The sequence below is a fragment of the Methylorubrum rhodesianum genome, from assembly GCF_014199985.1.
In the GTDB taxonomy this organism is placed as follows: Bacteria; Pseudomonadota; Alphaproteobacteria; order Rhizobiales; family Beijerinckiaceae; genus Methylobacterium; species Methylobacterium rhodesianum.
The window spans coordinates 1-17,115 of record NZ_JACHOS010000033.1 but is presented as its reverse complement, the minus strand read 5'-3'; the positions used below and the strand labels follow the sequence as shown (position 1 = coordinate 17,115).

Sequence of the window (17,115 nt, the reverse complement as noted above, 5' to 3'; positions counted from 1 at the left end):
ACCAGGATCACGACAAGCCGGAGAAGATGTACGCCGAGGCCGGCCTCGACGCCGAGGGCATCCTCAAGGCCGTCCGCGCCGCCCTGCCGGAGAAGAAGGGCAACCGGGCCGGACGCCTGCGTCTCGCCTGATCCGATCCGACGCGGTGCTTGCCGCACCGCGTCGTCAGTGAGACAAGCGCCGCGCCGTCCGGCCCGGAATCGGGTGCGTCGACGGAGCGGCGTTTCCGCTCGCCTGCTGGTCCATGACCGGTGGGCGGGATCACCCGTGAATCACGCGAGCACGATGACAGAGCCGACCCAAAGCGGCCCGTTCCCGGCGGGACCGGTGCTGATCACCGGTGCCAGCGGCTTCCTCGGCGCCGCCCTGGTCGACGTATTCCGCGCGGCCGGGTTTTCCGTGCGCATCTCCGTGCGCGCCTCCTCGCCGCGCACGAATCTCACCTGGCCCGATGTCGAGATCGTCGAGGCCGACATGCGCGACCGGGCGGCCGTGGCCTCCGCCATGCGCGGCCAGCGCTACCTCGTCCATGCCGCGGCCGATTACCGGCTCTGGGCGCCGGACATGGAGGGGATCGTCCGCACCAACCGCGACGGCACCCGCATCCTGATGGAGGAGGCGCTGAAGGCCGGCGTCGAGCGGATCGTCTACACGTCGAGCGTCGCGACCATCAAACCGCACGACGACGGCACGCCCGCCGATGAGACCCGGCCGCTGACGCCGGAGACCGCCATCGGCGCCTACAAGCGCAGCAAGGTCGTGGCCGAGCGCGTGGTCGACGAGATGGTGGCCCGCGACGGCCTGCCCGCCGTCATCGTGAATCCCTCGACGCCGATCGGCCCCCGCGACGTCAAGCCGACGCCGACCGGTCGCATCATCCTCGACGCGGCGCAGGGCAAGATTCCGGCCTTCGTCGATACCGGCCTCAACCTCGCCCATGTCGACGACGTCGCCGCCGGCCACCTGATGGCCCTGCGCAGGGGGCGGATCGGCGAACACTACATCCTCGGCGGCGAGGACGTGATGCTGGCCCAGATGCTCGCCGACATCGCAGCCATCGTCGGCCGCAAGGCGCCGACGACGCGGCTGCCCTACGCGGTGATCTACCCGATCGCCTATCTGTCCGAGCAGATCGCCCGGGTGACCGGCAAGGCGCCGCTCGCCACCATCGACGGCGTGCGCATGTCGAAGTACCGGATGTTCTTCTCCGACGCCAAGGCACGGGCGGAACTCGGCTATTCTGCGCGGCCCTACCGCCAGGGGCTGGAGGACGCCATCGCGTGGTTCCGTCAGGCGGGATACATGAAATGAGCGCCCCGCTTCAGACCGCAACCGACGCCCGCACCGGCAAGGGGCAGCACGACGAGAATTTTCCCGTCGCCTCGCACCTGATCCACCCGCGCAACCGCGGCGCGATCCTCGCCTTCTACAACTACGTGCGGGCGGGCGACGACGTTGCCGATCACACCGGCCTCTCGCCCGAGCGCAAGATCGAGATGCTGGACGCGCTCGCCGACGCGCTCACCGGCAAGGGCGGCTCCGACCCCTCGGTCGAGCCGCTCAAGCGCGAGCTGGCCGCGCATGGCCAGCCGCCGACTCACGCCCTCGAACTGCTCGACGCCTTCCGCATGGACGCGCGCAAGTCGCGCTACGCGGATTGGGACGAGCTGATCCACTATTGCCGCTACTCGGCGATGCCGGTCGGGCGCTTCGTCCTCGACGTGCACGGTGAGGATCCGGCGCGGGTCTATCCGACCTCGGACGCGATCTGCGCCGCGCTGCAGGTGCTCAACCACCTTCAGGATTGCGGCAAGGATTTCCGCAATCTCGACCGGGTCTACATCCCCCTCGACGTGATGCGGAAGCACGGCGCCGACGTGTCGATGCTGGGCGCCGACCGGGCGAGCCCGCAGCTTCGTGCCGTGATCCGCGAACTCGCCGAGCGCACGCTGGTGCTCCTGGAGGAAGGCGCGCCGCTGCCGAACCGGATCGACGATTTCCGCCTCAGCCTGGAGATCGCCGCGATCCATCGGCTGGCCGTCGTCCTGACCAAGGGCCTGCTGACCCGCGACCCGCTCTCGGAAAAGGTCCATCACGGCAAGGCCGCCTTCGCGCTCACCGCGCTCGGCGGAATCGCCGCCACTCTGGTGCGCCGCCCGTTCCGGTCGCGCGCGCCCCGTCCCGCCGCTGCCGGAGCCGGCCGATGAGCGCCACCGCAAGCCCGATCGCGGGTGAGACCGCCGAGGCGCCCGCCCTGCCGGCCGCCGGCTCGTCCTTCTACACCGCGATGCGCCTGCTGCCGAAGGAGCGGCGCGAGGCGATGTACGCCGTCTACGCCTTCTGCCGCTCCGTCGACGACGTCGCCGATGACGGCGGTGCGCGGGAGGTCCGCGCGGCCGAGCTCGACCGCTGGCGGGCCGATATCGACGCGCTCTATGCCGGCCATCCGCCGCCGCGGGTGAAGCCGCTGGAGGAGCCGATGCGCCGGTTCGGGCTCAAGCGCGAGGATTTCCAGGCGGTCATCGACGGGATGGCGATGGATGCCGAAGAAGACATCGTCGCGCCTTCCGAGGCCAAGCTCGATCTCTATTGCGACCGGGTCGCGAGCGCCGTCGGGCGACTCTCGGTGCGCATCTTCGGCATGCCGGAGGCGGACGGCATCCGGCTCGCGTGGCACCAGGGCCGGGCGCTTCAGCTCACCAACATCCTGCGCGACATCGACGAGGATGCGACGCGCGGGCGCCTCTACCTGCCGATGGAGAAGTTCCACAAGATCGGGCTGATGACCCCGACGCCGCAGAGCGCGCTCGCCCATCCGCGCCTCGGCGAGGTCTGCGCGGCGGTCGCCGCGGAGGCGGAGGAGCACTATCGCCAGACCTGGGCGATCATCCAGCGCAGCCCACGGCAGGCCACCAAGGCGGCGCGCCTGATGGCGGCGGCCTACCGGCTCTACCTCGACGCCGTGGTGAAGCGCGGCTGGGCGGCCCCGCGGGCGCGGGTCAAGCCGGGTAAGCTCTCCCTCCTCCTCGTCGCTCTGCGTCACGGGATTTTCTGATGACGGGTACGGTTCACGTCGTCGGCGCGGGACTCGCCGGCCTCTCGGCGGCCGCCTCGCTGGCGGAAGCGGGCAGCCGCGTCGTGCTGCACGAAGCCGCCAAGCAGGCGGGCGGACGCTGCCGCTCCTATTTCGACCCTTCGCTCGGGCTGACCATCGACAACGGCAATCACCTGCTCCTGTCGGGCAACCGGTCGTCCCTCGACTTCCTGCAACTGATCGGGGCGCCGGACGACGCCCTGACCGGTCCCGAGGAGGCTGTCTTCCCCTTCGCCGATCTCCGCACCGGCGAGCGCTGGACCCTGCGCCCGAACGAGGGCCGTCTGCCCTGGTGGGTGCTGCGGGCGGGCCGGCGCGTGCCGGGCACCCGGGCGCGGGACTATCTCGCGCCGCTCTCGCTGATGATGGCCGCCTCCGGCAACAAGCCGGGCCAGAGCGGCACGATCGGCGAGCGGATGTCCTGCGAGGGTCCGCTCTACGAGCGGCTCTGGCGCCCGGTCCTGCTCGCGGCGCTCAACACCGACCCGCGCGAGAGCGATGTCGGGCTTGCCGCCACCATTCTGCGCGAGACCCTCGGGGCCGGCGGGCGCGCCTGCCGGCCGCTCATCGCGGTCGAGGGCCTGTCCACGGCCTTCGTCGATCCGGCCCTGCGCTATCTCGAGAGCCGCGGCGCCGAGATCCGCTACGGCCGCCGCCTGCGGGCGCTGACCCTCGGGCAGGGCCGCATCGAGCGCCTCGACTTCACCGACGAGCCGACCGTGGTCGGGCCCGATGACGCCGTGGTCCTGGCCCTTCCGCCCTGGGTGGCGACCGATCTGCTGCCCGGCACGCCGGCGCCGCAGGAATTCCGCTCCATCGTCAACGCGCATTTCGCCGTGCGTCCCCCCGAGGGCGCGCCGCTGATCCTCGGCGTCGTCGGCGGTCTGACCGAGTGGCTGTTCGCCTATCCGGATCGCTTCTCGGTGACCATCAGCGGTGCCGACCACTTGCTGGACGAGGGCCGTGAGGATCTTGCGCGTCGGATCTGGGTTGAGATTGCGGAACTCAACGGACTTGCACGGGAATTGCCTAGCTGGCAGATCGTCAAGGAGAAGCGGGCGACCTTTGCGGCGACGCCCGCTGAGGCCGCGCGCCGTCCCGGTGTAGCGACGCGCTACCGGAATCTGGTTCTGGCCGGCGATTGGACGGAGACGGGGCTGCCCTCGACCATCGAGGGCGCGATCCGATCCGGCACGAATGCCGCGCAAGCCCTGTTCCGCACCGGCATGTGCGGACGGGCACAGGCACAGGGAGTCGCTTGAACGATATGACGACGGCATCGAGACAGTCGAGCGAGGCGAGAACGATGCGAGAGGCGGCCGCGAGCAAGGTCGAGACGCTGCAGCGTCCCAAGACCCGCGACGTGTCCCTCGACGATGTCGAGCGTGGCGTCCAGAGCGCCACCCGCGCGCTCACCGACATGACGCAGGCCGATGGCCACATCTGCTTCGAACTCGAGGCGGATGCCACCATCCCCTCCGAGTACATCCTGTTCCACCATTTCCGCGGGACCGAGCCGCGGCCGGGGCTAGAAGCCAAGATCGGCAACTACCTGCGCCGCACGCAGTCGAAGGCGCATGGCGGCTGGGCGCTGGTCCATGACGGCCCGTTCGACATGAGCGCGTCGGTGAAGGCCTATTTCGCCCTCAAGATGATCGGCGACGACATCGAGGCGCCGCACATGCGCGCGGTGCGCAAGGCGATCTTGCAGCGGGGCGGTGCCGCCAACGCCAACGTCTTCACCCGCATCCTGCTCGCCCTCTACGGCGAGGTGCCGTGGACGGCGGTGCCGGTGATGCCGGTGGAGGTGATGCACCTGCCGAAGTGGTTCCCGTTCCACCTCGACAAGGTGTCCTACTGGGCCCGCTGCACGATGGTGCCGCTGTTCGTGATCCAGGCCAAGAAGCCGCGGGCGAAGAACCCGCGCGGCGTCGGCGTGGCCGAACTGTTCGTGACCCCGCCCGAGTCGGTGCGGGTCTGGCCGGGCTCGCCCCACGCCACTTGGCCATGGACGCCGATCTTCGGCGCGATCGACCGGGTGCTGCAGAAGACGCAGGACCACTTCCCGAAGGTGCCGCGCCAGCGCGCCATCGACAAGGCGGTCGCCTGGGTCTCCGAGCGCCTGAACGGCGAGGACGGCCTCGGCGCCATCTTCCCGTCGATGGTCAACTCGGTGCTGATGTACGAGGTGCTCGGCTATCCGCCCGATCACCCGCAGGTGAAGATCGCGCTCGAAGCGATCGAGAAGCTCGTCGCCGAGAAGGACGACGAGGCCTATGTCCAGCCCTGCCTCTCGCCGGTCTGGGACACGGCGCTGACGAGCCATGCCATGCTGGAGGCTGGCGGCGACCGGGCCGAGGCCAATGCCCGCGCCGGCCTCGACTGGCTCAAGCCGCTCCAGATCCTCGACATCAAGGGCGACTGGGCCGAGACCAAGCCGAACGTGCGCCCCGGCGGCTGGGCCTTCCAGTACGCCAACCCGCACTATCCCGACCTCGACGATACCGCCGTGGTCGTGATGGCGATGGACCGTGCCCAGCGCCAGCACGGGCTGGTCAGCGGCATGCCGGACTATTCGGCCTCGATCGCCCGCGCCCGCGAGTGGGTCGAGGGGCTGCAGAGCGCCGATGGCGGCTGGGCCGCGTTCGACGCCGACAACAACCACCACTACCTGAATCACATCCCGTTCTCGGATCACGGCGCGCTGCTCGATCCGCCGACCGCGGACGTGACCGCCCGCGTCGTCTCGATGCTGTCGCAGCTCGGGGAGACCCGCGAGACCAGCCGGGCGCTGGACCGCGGCGTGACCTACCTGCTCAACGACCAGGAGAAGGACGGCAGCTGGTACGGCCGGTGGGGCATGAACTTCATCTACGGCACGTGGTCGGTGCTCTGCGCGCTGAACGCCGCCGGCGTCGATCCGCAGAGCCCGGAGATCCGCAAGGCGGTGGCCTGGCTCATCCGCATCCAGAATCCGGATGGCGGCTGGGGCGAGGACGCCTCCTCCTACAAGCTCAACCCCGAATTCGAGCCGGGCTACTCGACCGCCTCGCAGACGGCCTGGGCGCTGCTCGCCCTCATGGCGGTGGGGGAGGTGGACGACCCGGCGGTCGCCCGCGGCGTCAACTACCTGCTGCGCACGCAAGGGCAGGACGGGCTGTGGAGCGAGGAGCGCTACACCGCGACCGGCTTCCCGCGGGTGTTCTATCTTCGCTACCACGGCTACCCGAAGTTCTTCCCGCTCTGGGCAATGGCCCGCTTCCGCAACCTGAAGAAGGGCAACAGCCGGCAGGTGCAGTTCGGGATGTGATTTTCGGGAGCTCATCCCGGCATGAGACCGGCGGCGCGGGAGCATCCCGCGCCGTTTTCGTTTGTGCCGAGACGCGAGCCGGACGAGGCTGGCCACGCTGCGGCCGGTATCCGCCGCCGGTATCCACCGCCACGAGTTTGCGAGACGACCGTTGATCCCTTGGGAGCATCTCGACACCGCGCCGATCCCCGGCGAGGCGGGCACGCTGCGCCTGATGCGCCGCGGCACCGAGTTCTCGATCCAGCTCGACCGCAACGAGCTGATGAACAGCCGTCTCAGCGGCTCCGAGGAGGCGCTGGCGCGGCTCTCCGCCGAGCGGATCGCCGGCGCGAGGGCGCCGCGGGTGCTGATCGGCGGCTACGGCATGGGCTTCACCCTGCGCGCCGCGCTCGCCTGCCTGCCGGCAACGGCGCAGGTGACGGTGGCCGAGATCGTGCCGGCGGTCCTGGCCTGGGCGCGTGGGCCGATGGCGGTGCTGACTGGCCCGAGCCTCGACGATCCGCGCGTGACGATCCGCGAGGCCGATGTCGCCGCGGTGATCCGGGAGCGGCCGGCGGTCTGGGACGCGATTCTGCTCGACGTGGATAACGGCCCCGACGGCCTTACCCGGACGGACAACGACCGCCTCTACGACGCCGCCGGTCTCGGAGCCGCCCGTGCGGCGCTCCGCCCCCGCGGGGTGCTGGCGGTGTGGTCGGCCCATCCCGACGCGGCCTTCACGCGGCGGTTGGGCCAAGCGGGGTTCGCGGTGGAGGAAGTGGCGACACGGGCGCGCGGCAAGCGCGGGGCTCGGCACGTGATCTGGCTGGCCGGGCGAGGCTGAGGCCGAGATGCGGGCCGCGCATCACACGCTCCCCTCCGCGGGAGAGGGTGGCCCCCGAAGGGATCGGGTGAGGGGAGCGCGGCTTCCGGACCGTTCGGAGCCGGCCCCTCTCCCGCCTCGCATCCGCGAGGCATCCTCCCCGCAGAGGAGGGGAGGGTAAGGGAGCGAGCTACGCCCCCCGGCGGGCCATCAGCTGCTCGATCAGCGTCGCGCCGGTCTCCAGCGCCGACAGCTCTTCCGCCACCGTGGTCACCGTCTGCGCGATCTGCTCCGGCGTGTGCTCGGAGGTCATGAAGAAGCGCAGGCGCGAGGAGCGTTCCGGCACCGCCGGATGGATGATCGGCTGCACGTTGATGCCGCGCTTGAACAGCCGGTCCGAGAGCGTCACGGCTTTGAGCGAATCGCCGACGATGATCGGGATCACGGCCAGACCCAGGCTCGAACCCGTGTTCAGGCCATGCTTCTTGGCGAGCGCCAGGAACTGGTTGCCGTTGCGGCGCAGCCGCTCCACCCGCTCCGGCTCGGCCTGCATCACCGAGAGCGCGGCCTCGGCCGCGGCGGCGAGCGGCGGCGACATGCCGACGCTGTAGACGAAGCCGCCCGCGGTGCATTTCAGGTACTCGATCAGCGCCGAGGGGCCGCAGATATAGCCGCCGCAGGACGACAGCGTCTTCGAGAGCGTGCCCATCCAGATGTCGACGTCGGAGGCATCGACCCCGCAATGCTCGTGCAGGCCCGCCCCGGTGCGGCCCAGCACGCCGAGCCCGTGGGCATCGTCCACCATCAGCCAGCAATCGTAGCGACGCTTGAGTTCGACGAAGGCCGCCAGATCCGGCGCGTCGCCGTCCATGCTGTAGAGGCCCTCGATTACGATCAGCGCGCGGCGGTGCTCGTGCCGGGTCGCCTCGAGGAGCTTCTCCAGGGCGGCGGGGTCGTTGTGGGCGAATGAGCGGCGCTGTGCCCCGGAGAGCTGCGCGCCCGTCACCACGCTGTTGTGGATCAGAGCATCGTGGAAGATCACGTCCGGCGCTTCCAGGATGGCGCCGATGGCGGTGACGTTGGTGGCGTGTCCGCTCACCATGATGACGCAGCCGTCCGTGCCGTAATGGGCGGCCAGCGCCCGCTCCAGCTTGAGATGGCCGGGCCGCTCGCCGGCCACGATCCGGCTCGCGGACGCCGAGGTGCCGAAGGCCTCGATCGCCTTGCGCGCTGCCCCGCTCACCGCCGGATGCCCGTTGAGGCCGAGATAGTCGTAGGACGAATAGTTGGAGAAGGCCTCGCCGCCGATGCGGGTCTGGGCACCGGCGCGGGTCTCATGGACCCGGAAGAACGGGTTGCCGAGGCCGATCAGGTCAGCGGCCGAGCGCTGCAGGCGCAGCTCGCGGTAGCCGGTCAGCTTCTCGAAATCCTGGGCCGACTCGTTGGCCGGCGGCGCCTTGGTCTCGGCAGGGGCGGGCCGCGCTTGGGTGCGGCCGAGCCGGTTGGTGACGAAGCTCGCGAGCGCGGCCCGGCCGTCCTGCGGGCGTGACGGCTGGGTCATTGCAAGATCTCTTTGATGTCCGAGACGTTCTTCTCGACGAGTTCGTTGAACGGCGTGAGTGCGGCGGCATCGAGGTCGCCGACATGCTTCGAGGCGAGGGTCAGGGTCACGCCCGCGGCCTCGTCCACCGGCGTCGCCACCGCCTGGATCAGGGTCTCGGTCAACTCGTTGACGGTCAGCCCCGAGGAGATGCCGGCCGGCGGCGCGTCGAGGGCGAAGCGCTCCTGCAGGCTTGCCCCCAGCTCCACGCCCATCAGCGAGTCGAGGCCGATCTCCGAGAGCTGGCGCACGCGGCTGATATCGTCCTTGGGCAGGCGCAGGATCCGGGCGATGTCCTCGACGATGGCGTCCGCCACGGTGGTGCGGACCGCGTCGATGTCCTGGCTCCGCAGCAGCGCCCCGATATTGATCGCGGCCACCGTGCCGGCTTCCGCCTGCTGGTCGCTGCCGAGGCTGGCATAGCTCGGCGAGCGCAGGGTGGCGAGACGCTCGCGCGCCTTGCCCCAGTGCATCGCGGCAATCGCGATGACGCCCTCGTCGCTGGCATCGGTCTGGCCTTCCAGCGCCTCGGCCATCAGGTCGAGGCAGAGACGGGCGTCCATCGGGGTGACGCCGACGCGGGAGGACAGCGTCTCCATCACCGCCTTGTTGCGGGCGAGCACGCCGACATCGCCGATGGCGCCCCAGGCGACCGCGAGCGCCGGCAGGCCGAGGCGGCGGCGCTGGCGGGCCAGCCCCTCCATGAAGCCGTTGGCGGCGACGTAGGAGCCCTGGCCCGGATTGCCGATGAAGGTCGTGGCCGAGGAGAACAGCACGAAGTAGTCGAGTTTTCGCCCGCGCGTTGCGGCGTCCAGGTGCTGCGCCCCGATCACCTTCGGCGCGATCACCGCCTCCAGGGTTTCCGGCTCGATCGCCGAGATCAGCCCGTCCTGCAGCACCATGGCGCCGTGGATCACGCCCGCCAGCTTCTCGCCGCGGGTCTCGATCCCGTCGATCAGCGCCTCGACCGCGCGGCGGCTGGTGATGTCGCAGGCTTTGGTCTCGACCTTCACGCCTTGCTTGGCGAGATCGGCGATGACCGCGCGGCCCTCCTCGTTCGGCTTGCCCGAGCGGCCGACAAGCACGATGCGCTTGGCGCCGCGATCGGCCAGCCAGCGCGCCGCCTCGATGCCGAAGCCGCCGAGGCCGCCTGTGACGAGGTGGACGCCCTTGTCGGCGACGGTGAAGGCGTTGCGCTGGACCCGCGCAACCGAGCCGGGCGGGGGCGGCGTGACGACGATCTTACCGACATGGCCGGATTGCTGCATCAGCCGGAAGGCGTCCGACGTCTCGTCGGCGGCGAACGGCTGGTAGGGCAGCGGGCGCAGGCCCCCTTCGGCGAACAGGGCCATTACCTCGCGGAACATCCGCGCGCCGTCCTCGCCCTGGTGCTGGAGCACCTGATCGAGATCGACGCCGAAATAGGAGAGGTTCCGGCGGAACGGCCGCAATCCGATATGGGTGTTGGCGACGTAGTCGCGCTTGCCGAGTTCCACGAAGCGCCCGAACGGCCGCAGGCAGTTCAGCGAGCGTTCCATCATCTCGCCGAACAGCGAGTTGAGCACCACGTCGACGCCGTCACCGGTGATGCGGCGGACGTCGTCCACGAAGGCGAGCGATCGGGAATCGAGCACGTGCTCGGCGCCGAGCGCGGCGACCAGCGCCCGCTTCTCCCGCGAGCCGGCGGTGGCGATGACCCGCGCACCCTTCCACTTGGCGATCTGCAGCGCGGCCAGTCCCACGCCGCCGGCGCCGCCATGGACCAGCAGCCACTCGCCCTTGCGCAGCCGGGCGCAGGTGCAGAGCGCGTAGTAGGCGGTGAGGAAGGCGACCGGCACCGTCGCCGCCGCGGCCGGGTCGAGCCCGGCCGGCATCGGCGCCACGACCATCTCGGGCACAACCACGTGGGTGGCGAAGCCCGACTGGGCGAAGGCGACGACCGAATCGCCCACCGCGAAATCTACCACGCCGGCGCCGACGGCGGTGACGCGGCCGGAGACTTCGAGGCCGAGACGGGGACCGGCGAAGCCGTCCTCCAGGATCTCCTCCGGGAGCATCGAGAGCGCCCAGAGCACGTCGCGGAAGTTCAGGCCCGTGGCGGCCACCGCGATCTCGACCTCACCGGGGCCGGGGGCGGCGCGCTCGGCCGGACCCCAGACCATCTCGTTGAGGCCGCCGGTGTTCGAGCGCTCCAGCCGCGCGGCCGGAGCCGCCTGGCCGCCCGCACGCGCGGTGCGGCCGGGATGGAAGCGCACGACCCGGGTGGCGTCGGCGTCGAGCACGATCTCGGTCTCGTCGGTGCCCGACAGGATCAGCGCGCGGAGCCGCTCGGCCGCGTCCTTCGAGGACAGGACCGGGGCGAGGTCGATCCGGCGCACGTCGAGGTTGGCCGCCTCGTTGGCGAGCGTCCGGCTGAAGGCCCAGACACCGGCCTCGACGGCGGCCGCCTCGCCGCCCGCATCGCGGGTGGCGCCGGGGGCGACGACCCAGAGCCGGGTTTGGCGGCTGCCGAGATGCTCGGCGCAGCGCTTCAGGCTGAGGCAGCGGTCGCGCAGGCGCGTCGCCGCCTCGCCCTCGCCGGCGAAGGCGCCGGCCAGGAACACCACGGTGTCGGGGGTCTCGCGCTCGAGTTCCAGGAGCGACTGCTCGGAATCGAGGATGATCGAGACGTGGACGCCGCTCGCCACCAGCAGGGTCGCCAGCGACGAGGCGGTCTCGGCGCCGAACTCGTCGTCGGAGCCGACCACGAAGGCGAAGCTCTGGCCGTGGCCGACCGCCGGGCGGACCGGAGCCTCGGCGACGAGCAGCAGGTCGTCGCCATTGGCGGAGGCGGCACGGTCGGCGGAGACTCGCACGAGGCCCGAGGCGCTCAAGGTGCGCTGCCAGCCCGTCACGTCGTCGAGGCGCGAGACCGGCATCCCGCCGACCGCCTCCTCGAACCAGTCCGGGTCGAGGCCGAAGACGAGATCGCGGAACAGCGAGGCGCCGGGCTCGACCGCCACCAGCAGGCCGCCGGAGGCGAGCGCCGCAGCGAGCTGGCCCGGGAGGGCCCGTTCGGAGCGGTGCAGCACGTCGCTGGCCAGAACGAGGTCGAAGGCGCCGGCCGGCAGGGCGTCGGCGGCCTCGGCCACGGTGACCGATCCGGGCAGGCCGAGGCGGGCCCGTTCGGCCAGGCGCCGGTCGGTCTCCAGCACGGTCAGACGGGCATCCGCCTCGCGCGCCAGGGCGGCGGCGCGGGCCGAGAGCGGACCGAAGCCAACCTGAAGAATGCGCAGCGCACGATCCGACGGCAGCCGCTCCCGCGCCTCCGCGACGATCCTCGCGACGACCTCGGCGGCGGCGCGGGCGGTGGCGCCGCGCAGGTGGAAGGCATCGAGTGCGGCCGGCGGCAGGCTCGCCGCGCTCACCCGCTCGCCGGCCACGATCCGCCCGACGAGGGCGGTGGTGTCGGCGAGGAGCACCAGTTCCGCGGCCAGTTCCGGATGATCGGCCGCGATCCAGCGCATGGTCTCTTCGGGCGCGGGCAGGCTCACGTCGCGGCGCAGGCGCCAGACGCCCTTGTCGAGCGTCGCGAGGCCGCTGCTCTCCAGGGCGTAGAGGGCGTTGGTCGCCCAAGGATGCAGCGCCTCGGGCAGGCGGCCATCGAGGATCACCCGGCCCGTCTCGGACAGGCCCTCGGCCAGCCGGTAGGCGAGTGCCGTGGCCCAGCCCTCCAGCAGCAGGTGGCCCGGGCCGAGCTCGGCGGTATCCGGTGCGGTCGCGGCCGCGAGGCTCGGGCGCAGGCGCTCGGCCACGCTCGGGCGCCGCTCCAGCGGCAGGGCGGTCGGCTCGGTGGCACGCTCCACCCCTTGGGTGATGGCGTAGGCGTCGAGATCGCTGCCGCTGCGGGCGCGCAGGGCCTGGAAGCGGCCCTCGCGGATCGTGGCGATCACCTCGCCCTCGGCGTCCGTGAGGGTGAAGTCGGCCAGGATCGAGCGCTCGTTGCAGCGACGGGTGCGGATCTCGGCGCGGGCGATCGCGGCGCCGGGGCGCAGCAGGCGCACCTCGCCGAAGCGGACGGGCACGTAGGCCTTGGTGGCGCCCTCGCCCATCAGCTCGGCGAAGAGCAGGATCAGGCCGTGGAAGCAGGAATCGAGGCGCGCGGGCACGAGGCCGTAGCGCGCGTCGGCCTCGGCCGGGATCAGCTCGGAGACGATGGTGGTCTCGTCGATGCGGGCCGAGGCCGCGACCTGGCGGAAGTTCTCGCCGAAGCCGAGGCCGGAGGCGAGCGCCCGGCGGTAGAGCGCGTCGCCCGTGATCGCATGCTCGGCCGGGATCGCGAGATCGCGCGACGCGGGCGTCGGAAAATCACCCTCGATGATCTTGGCCGAGGCGTGCAGTTGCCACGGCGTCGGGGTCAGGCGCGGGCGGCTGAGGATCTGGATCTGGTTGCCGGAGCCGGACAGGCGCACCAGTACCTCGCGCAGGGAATCCTCCGCGAAGACCATCGGCGACAGGATCTCGACGTCGGCGAGTGTCACGGCGTCCGTCCGGAGCGCCTGACGGGCGACGTGCAGCGCCATCTCGACGAAGGCCGCGCCGGGCAGGATCACCTGGCCGTCGATGCGGTGGTCGTCGAGCTCGGGCACCAGCGCCGCGTCGAGATGGCCGTGCCATTCGAGGCCGTCGGGCGCGAGCCGGTTGCCGGCGAGCGGGTGGTAGGGCCGCGGCGCGGCGCCCGCGCCTTCTGTCGTCTCGGCCAGGCGGAAGGGGCGGCGCTGCCAGGGATAGAGCGGCAGGGCGACGATGCCGGCCGGATCGGCGCCGAACAGGCGCGCCTCATCGACGGCGGCTCCGGCGACGAGGGCGGCGGCGACCGCCTTGGCGATCGGATCGCCCCCGACGGGCTTGCGGTGCATCACGCCGACCGAGGCGACCTCGATGGCCAGCGGCTCGATGGCGTCGCCGATATGCGGCAGCAGGGTCGCGCGCGGGCCGACCTCGACGAAGACGCGGGCACCCTGCCGGGTCGCCTCCTGCAGCGCCTCGCAGAAGCGCACCGGCTCGCGGATGTTGCGCCACCAGTAGCCGGCACCGAACTGGTCACCGGACAGCACCGTGCCCGTCACCGTCGAGACCATGGCGGTGTGGCCGGCCGAGGCCTTCAGCCCGTCGAGGTCGCGCAGCAGCGGACGCTCGGTCGGGTCCATCAGGCGGCCGTGGAAGGGGTATTCGAGGTCGAGCTTGCGCCCGCGGCGGCGCTTGCGCGCCAGCGCCTTCATCGCGGCCTCGATATCGGCCTCCGGGCCGGCCACGGTGATCGCCTTGGGGCTGTTGTAGGCGGCGATGTCGAGGCTGGGATAGTCGGCGAGAAACTCCTCCATCTCCTCGACCGGCCCGAGCAGCACCGCCATGGTGCCGAAGCCGCGGGTCGATTCCTGGTGCTTGCTGCGGAAGAAGATGACCCGCACCGCCTGTTCGAGGCTCAGGATGCCGGCGGCCTCCGCCGCGGCGATCTCGCCGACGCTGTGGCCGAGGACGTAGCGGGGGCTGAGGCCCTTGGCGCGCAGGGCCGCAGTCGAGGCGCTCTGGATCGCGAAGATCAGCGGTTGCGAGACGCGGGTGAGGGACAGGCGCGCATCGAGATCCTCGGCGAACATCGCCTCCTTCAGCGACCAGCCCGAGAGCTTTGCGAAGAGCTTGTCGGCCTGATCGAAGCGGGCGCGGAAGGTCGCGCTCTCCTCATAGGCCTCGCGGCCCATGCCGACCCACTGGCTGCCGTTGCCGGAATAGACGAAGGCGACCTCGGCGTTGCGCTCGACCGCAGTGCCGACGACCGCCACCTCGCTCTCCTCGCCCTCGGCCAGCGCACGCAGGGCGGCGGGGACATCGGTGCCGGACGCGATCGGCAGGGCCAGCCGCGTCGAGAGCCGCTCGCGGCGGTGGAAGGCGGCGGCCGCGACGCGGGCGGCGTCCTCCGGCGCGGCGCCGTCGAGGCGGGCGGCGTAGTCGAGGGCGAGATCGTTCAGCGCCGCGCGGCTCTGGGCGGAGAGAAGCAGGATCTCGGGGGCGCGACCCGTCTCGCCGTTGGCGGCGACCGGGGCCGGATCGGTGAGCACGACGTGGGCGTTGGTGCCGCCGAAGCCGAAGGAGTTCACGCCGGCGAAGCGCTCGGTGCTCGAGCGGGTGAGGGCCAGCGGCGCGCGGTTGACGGCGAGCTTCAGCGCCTCGAACGGGATCTCGGGGTTCAACTCGGGCGCGTGCAGCGAGGGCGGCAGCAGATCGTGTTCAAGCGCGAGACTGGCCTTCAGGAGGCCGGCAAGGCCCGAGGTCGGCTCGGTATGGCCGATATTGGTCTTGATCGAGCCGATCGGCAGCGGAGCCTGCCGCGGCTTGCCGAGCTTGGAGCCGATGGCGCCCGCCTCGATCGGATCGCCGACCGGCGTGCCGGTGCCGTGCGCCTCGACGAAGGCGATGCGGTCGAGGTCGATCTCGGCCTCGCGGTAGACCTGCTCCAGCAGCGCGCCCTGCGCGTGGCCGGAAGGGAGCGAGATGCCGGTGGTGCGCCCGTCCGAGTTGACGCCGCTCGCCGCGATGACGCCGCGCACCGTCCGGCCGCTGCGGGCGGCGGCCTCGGCCGATTGCAGGATCAGCACCACGCCGCCCTCGGCGCGCACGTAGCCGTCGGCGCTCGACGAGAACGCCTGGCACAGGCCGGTGCGCGAGAGCATCTGCGCGTTCGAGAAGGAGATGAAGTTGAACGGGCTCGCCAGGATGTTGGCGCCCGCCACCACGGCGGTGTCGACCTGTCCCGCCTCGATCGCCGCGATCGCCGCGTTGAGCGCGACCAGCGAGGACGAGCAGGCGGTGTCGAGGGTGAAGCTCGGGCCCTTCAGGTCGTAGATGTAGGAGATGCGGTTCGAGATGATCGAGAGCGTGTTGCCGGTGGCCGCGTAGGCGTCACCCGAGGACGGGTCGAGGATGCGCAGGTTGCCGTAATCGAGGGCGGAGGCGCCGACGAAGACGCCGATATGGCTGCCCGCGACGCTCGACGGGCGCAGGCCCGCATCCTCGAACGCCTCCCAGGTCAGTTCCAGCAGCATGCGCTGCTGCGGGTCCATCTGCTCCGCCTCGCGCGGCGAGATGCCGAACACGCCCGGATCGAACGACCAGATGTCGTCGAGCACGCCCGCGGCCCAGGTGTAGCTCTTGCCCCGCTCCTGCGCCCGCGGATGGCCGAACGCCTGAAGCGACCAGCGGTCCTCGGGAATGCGCGAGACGGCGCAGCGCGCCTCCGTCAGGAGCTGCCACAGCCCCTCGACGTTTTGAGCCCCGGGCAGGCGGCAGGCGCGGCCGACGATCGCGATGTTCTTGCGGTTTGTCACGTCGATCCGTTTACGCTCTTGAAGCAGGGACCGGTGGTCCGTTCGGTGCCGGCGTTCCGCCCGCACCGCGAATGTCTCGTGAACCCTCGGGCTTGTCCGCGGCGCCTGGGGCGGGCGGCCGACGACCGGAGGTTTTAAGAGGCACTCTTAGTCTGACCGATAGGACCGTCCAACCCGCTTGGCTGCAACCTCTCCCTTAATCCAGAGAGATTGGGAGATTGTGTGGCACGTATTCATCAGTGAATCGTTGATGGCCGAAAAGCGGCGAAATGCCGAAAACAACAAATATCAGTCGTGAACATCAGGATGAGTTCGAAAATTGCCACCATTCTGCCATTGGAGTGGTGAAGGCCGTGCGAATATTGCGCTAGGTTTCAGAGAGTCGTTTTCGCTCTTCTCATGAAATCGATTTCGGCGGGAGCTGTCGTGTTGTTGCGCTTGAAAGTTGTGGCGCTCCGATACGACAGATGAGACGGCTCCGACACGAACGTCGAATGCGCGGCGGATCGAAGGCTGTAATCAAGCAATTCCGATGCCGGAATAGTCGAAGCCGTGGCGCTCGACCTCTGCGGGAGCGTAGACGTTGCGCAGGTCGACGAGGACGGGCGCGGCCATCAGCGCCTTCAGCCGGGCCAGATCCAGCGCCCGGAACGCGTTCCACTCCGTCACGATCACCAGCGCATCCGCCCCTTCCGCGCAGGCATAGGCGTCCTCGGCGTACGCCACCCCCTGCAGAAGCGGCCGCGCCTGCTCCATCCCTTCCGGGTCGTAGGCCACGATCCGCGCGCCCGCATCCTGCAAGCCCGCGATGATCGACAGCGACGGCGCGTCGCGCATGTCGTCCGTGTTCGGCTTGAACGTCAGGCCCAAGAGCGCCACCCGCTTGCCCCGCACCGAACCGCCGCAGGCCGCGATCACCTTGCGCGCCATCGCCCGCTTGCGCTG

At 70.8% G+C, this 17,115-nt stretch carries 9 protein-coding genes; 6 read left to right on the top strand and 3 right to left on the bottom strand.

Annotated elements, in window-relative coordinates:
• Positions 1 to 285 precede the first annotated feature (285 nt).
• The 6 genes from hpnA to HNR01_RS26850 all read left to right on the top strand — a co-directional run bounded on the left by hpnA (position 286) and on the right by HNR01_RS26850 (position 7,227).
• The gene (gene hpnA / locus HNR01_RS26875) at positions 286 to 1,311 is read left to right on the top strand and encodes a hopanoid-associated sugar epimerase (RefSeq protein WP_183670976.1); all 1,026 of its coding nucleotides are present in this window, start codon (positions 286 to 288) and stop codon (positions 1,309 to 1,311) included.
• Positions 1,308 to 2,207 (top strand): squalene synthase HpnC, encoded by a 900-nt coding sequence (gene hpnC / locus HNR01_RS26870; protein WP_183670974.1) that lies wholly within the window; start codon positions 1,308 to 1,310, stop codon positions 2,205 to 2,207. Before hpnA ends, hpnC begins: the two co-directional genes overlap by 4 nt.
• Positions 2,204 to 3,055 carry a presqualene diphosphate synthase HpnD gene (gene hpnD, locus HNR01_RS26865; RefSeq protein ID WP_183670972.1) on the top strand — a complete coding sequence of 284 codons (852 nt, stop codon included), beginning with the start codon at positions 2,204 to 2,206 and terminating at the stop codon, positions 3,053 to 3,055. The genes hpnC and hpnD overlap by 4 nt, the downstream gene beginning before the upstream one ends.
• Entirely contained in the window at positions 3,055 to 4,356 is a 1,302-nt protein-coding gene (gene hpnE / locus HNR01_RS26860) for a hydroxysqualene dehydroxylase HpnE (protein WP_017485297.1), read from the top strand. Before hpnD ends, hpnE begins: the two co-directional genes overlap by 1 nt.
• A gap of 44 nt (positions 4,357 to 4,400) precedes the next feature.
• A complete protein-coding gene (gene shc, locus HNR01_RS26855; RefSeq protein ID WP_183670970.1) occupies positions 4,401 to 6,404 on the top strand; it encodes a squalene--hopene cyclase in 2,004 nt (667 codons plus the stop codon).
• Between the two features lie 151 nt (positions 6,405 to 6,555).
• Positions 6,556 to 7,227 (top strand): polyamine aminopropyltransferase, encoded by a 672-nt coding sequence (locus HNR01_RS26850; protein ID WP_183670968.1) that lies wholly within the window; start codon positions 6,556 to 6,558, stop codon positions 7,225 to 7,227.
• Between the two features lie 169 nt (positions 7,228 to 7,396).
• Here HNR01_RS26850 and HNR01_RS26845 read toward each other — a convergent pair whose 3' ends face one another.
• From HNR01_RS26845 to HNR01_RS26835, 3 genes are all read right to left on the bottom strand, one after another.
• Positions 7,397 to 8,767, bottom strand: a complete 1,371-nt coding sequence (locus HNR01_RS26845) for an aminotransferase class I/II-fold pyridoxal phosphate-dependent enzyme (RefSeq protein ID WP_183670966.1) — start codon at positions 8,765 to 8,767, stop codon at positions 7,397 to 7,399.
• The gene (locus HNR01_RS26840; RefSeq protein ID WP_183670964.1) at positions 8,764 to 16,170 is read right to left on the bottom strand and encodes a type I polyketide synthase; all 7,407 of its coding nucleotides are present in this window, start codon (positions 16,168 to 16,170) and stop codon (positions 8,764 to 8,766) included. Before HNR01_RS26840 ends, HNR01_RS26845 begins: the two co-directional genes overlap by 4 nt.
• A 519-nt stretch (positions 16,171 to 16,689) precedes the next feature.
• Positions 16,690 to 17,115, bottom strand: a 426-nt coding sequence (locus tag HNR01_RS26835) for a UDP binding domain-containing protein (RefSeq protein WP_183670962.1), incomplete at its 5' end; no start/stop codon positions are given.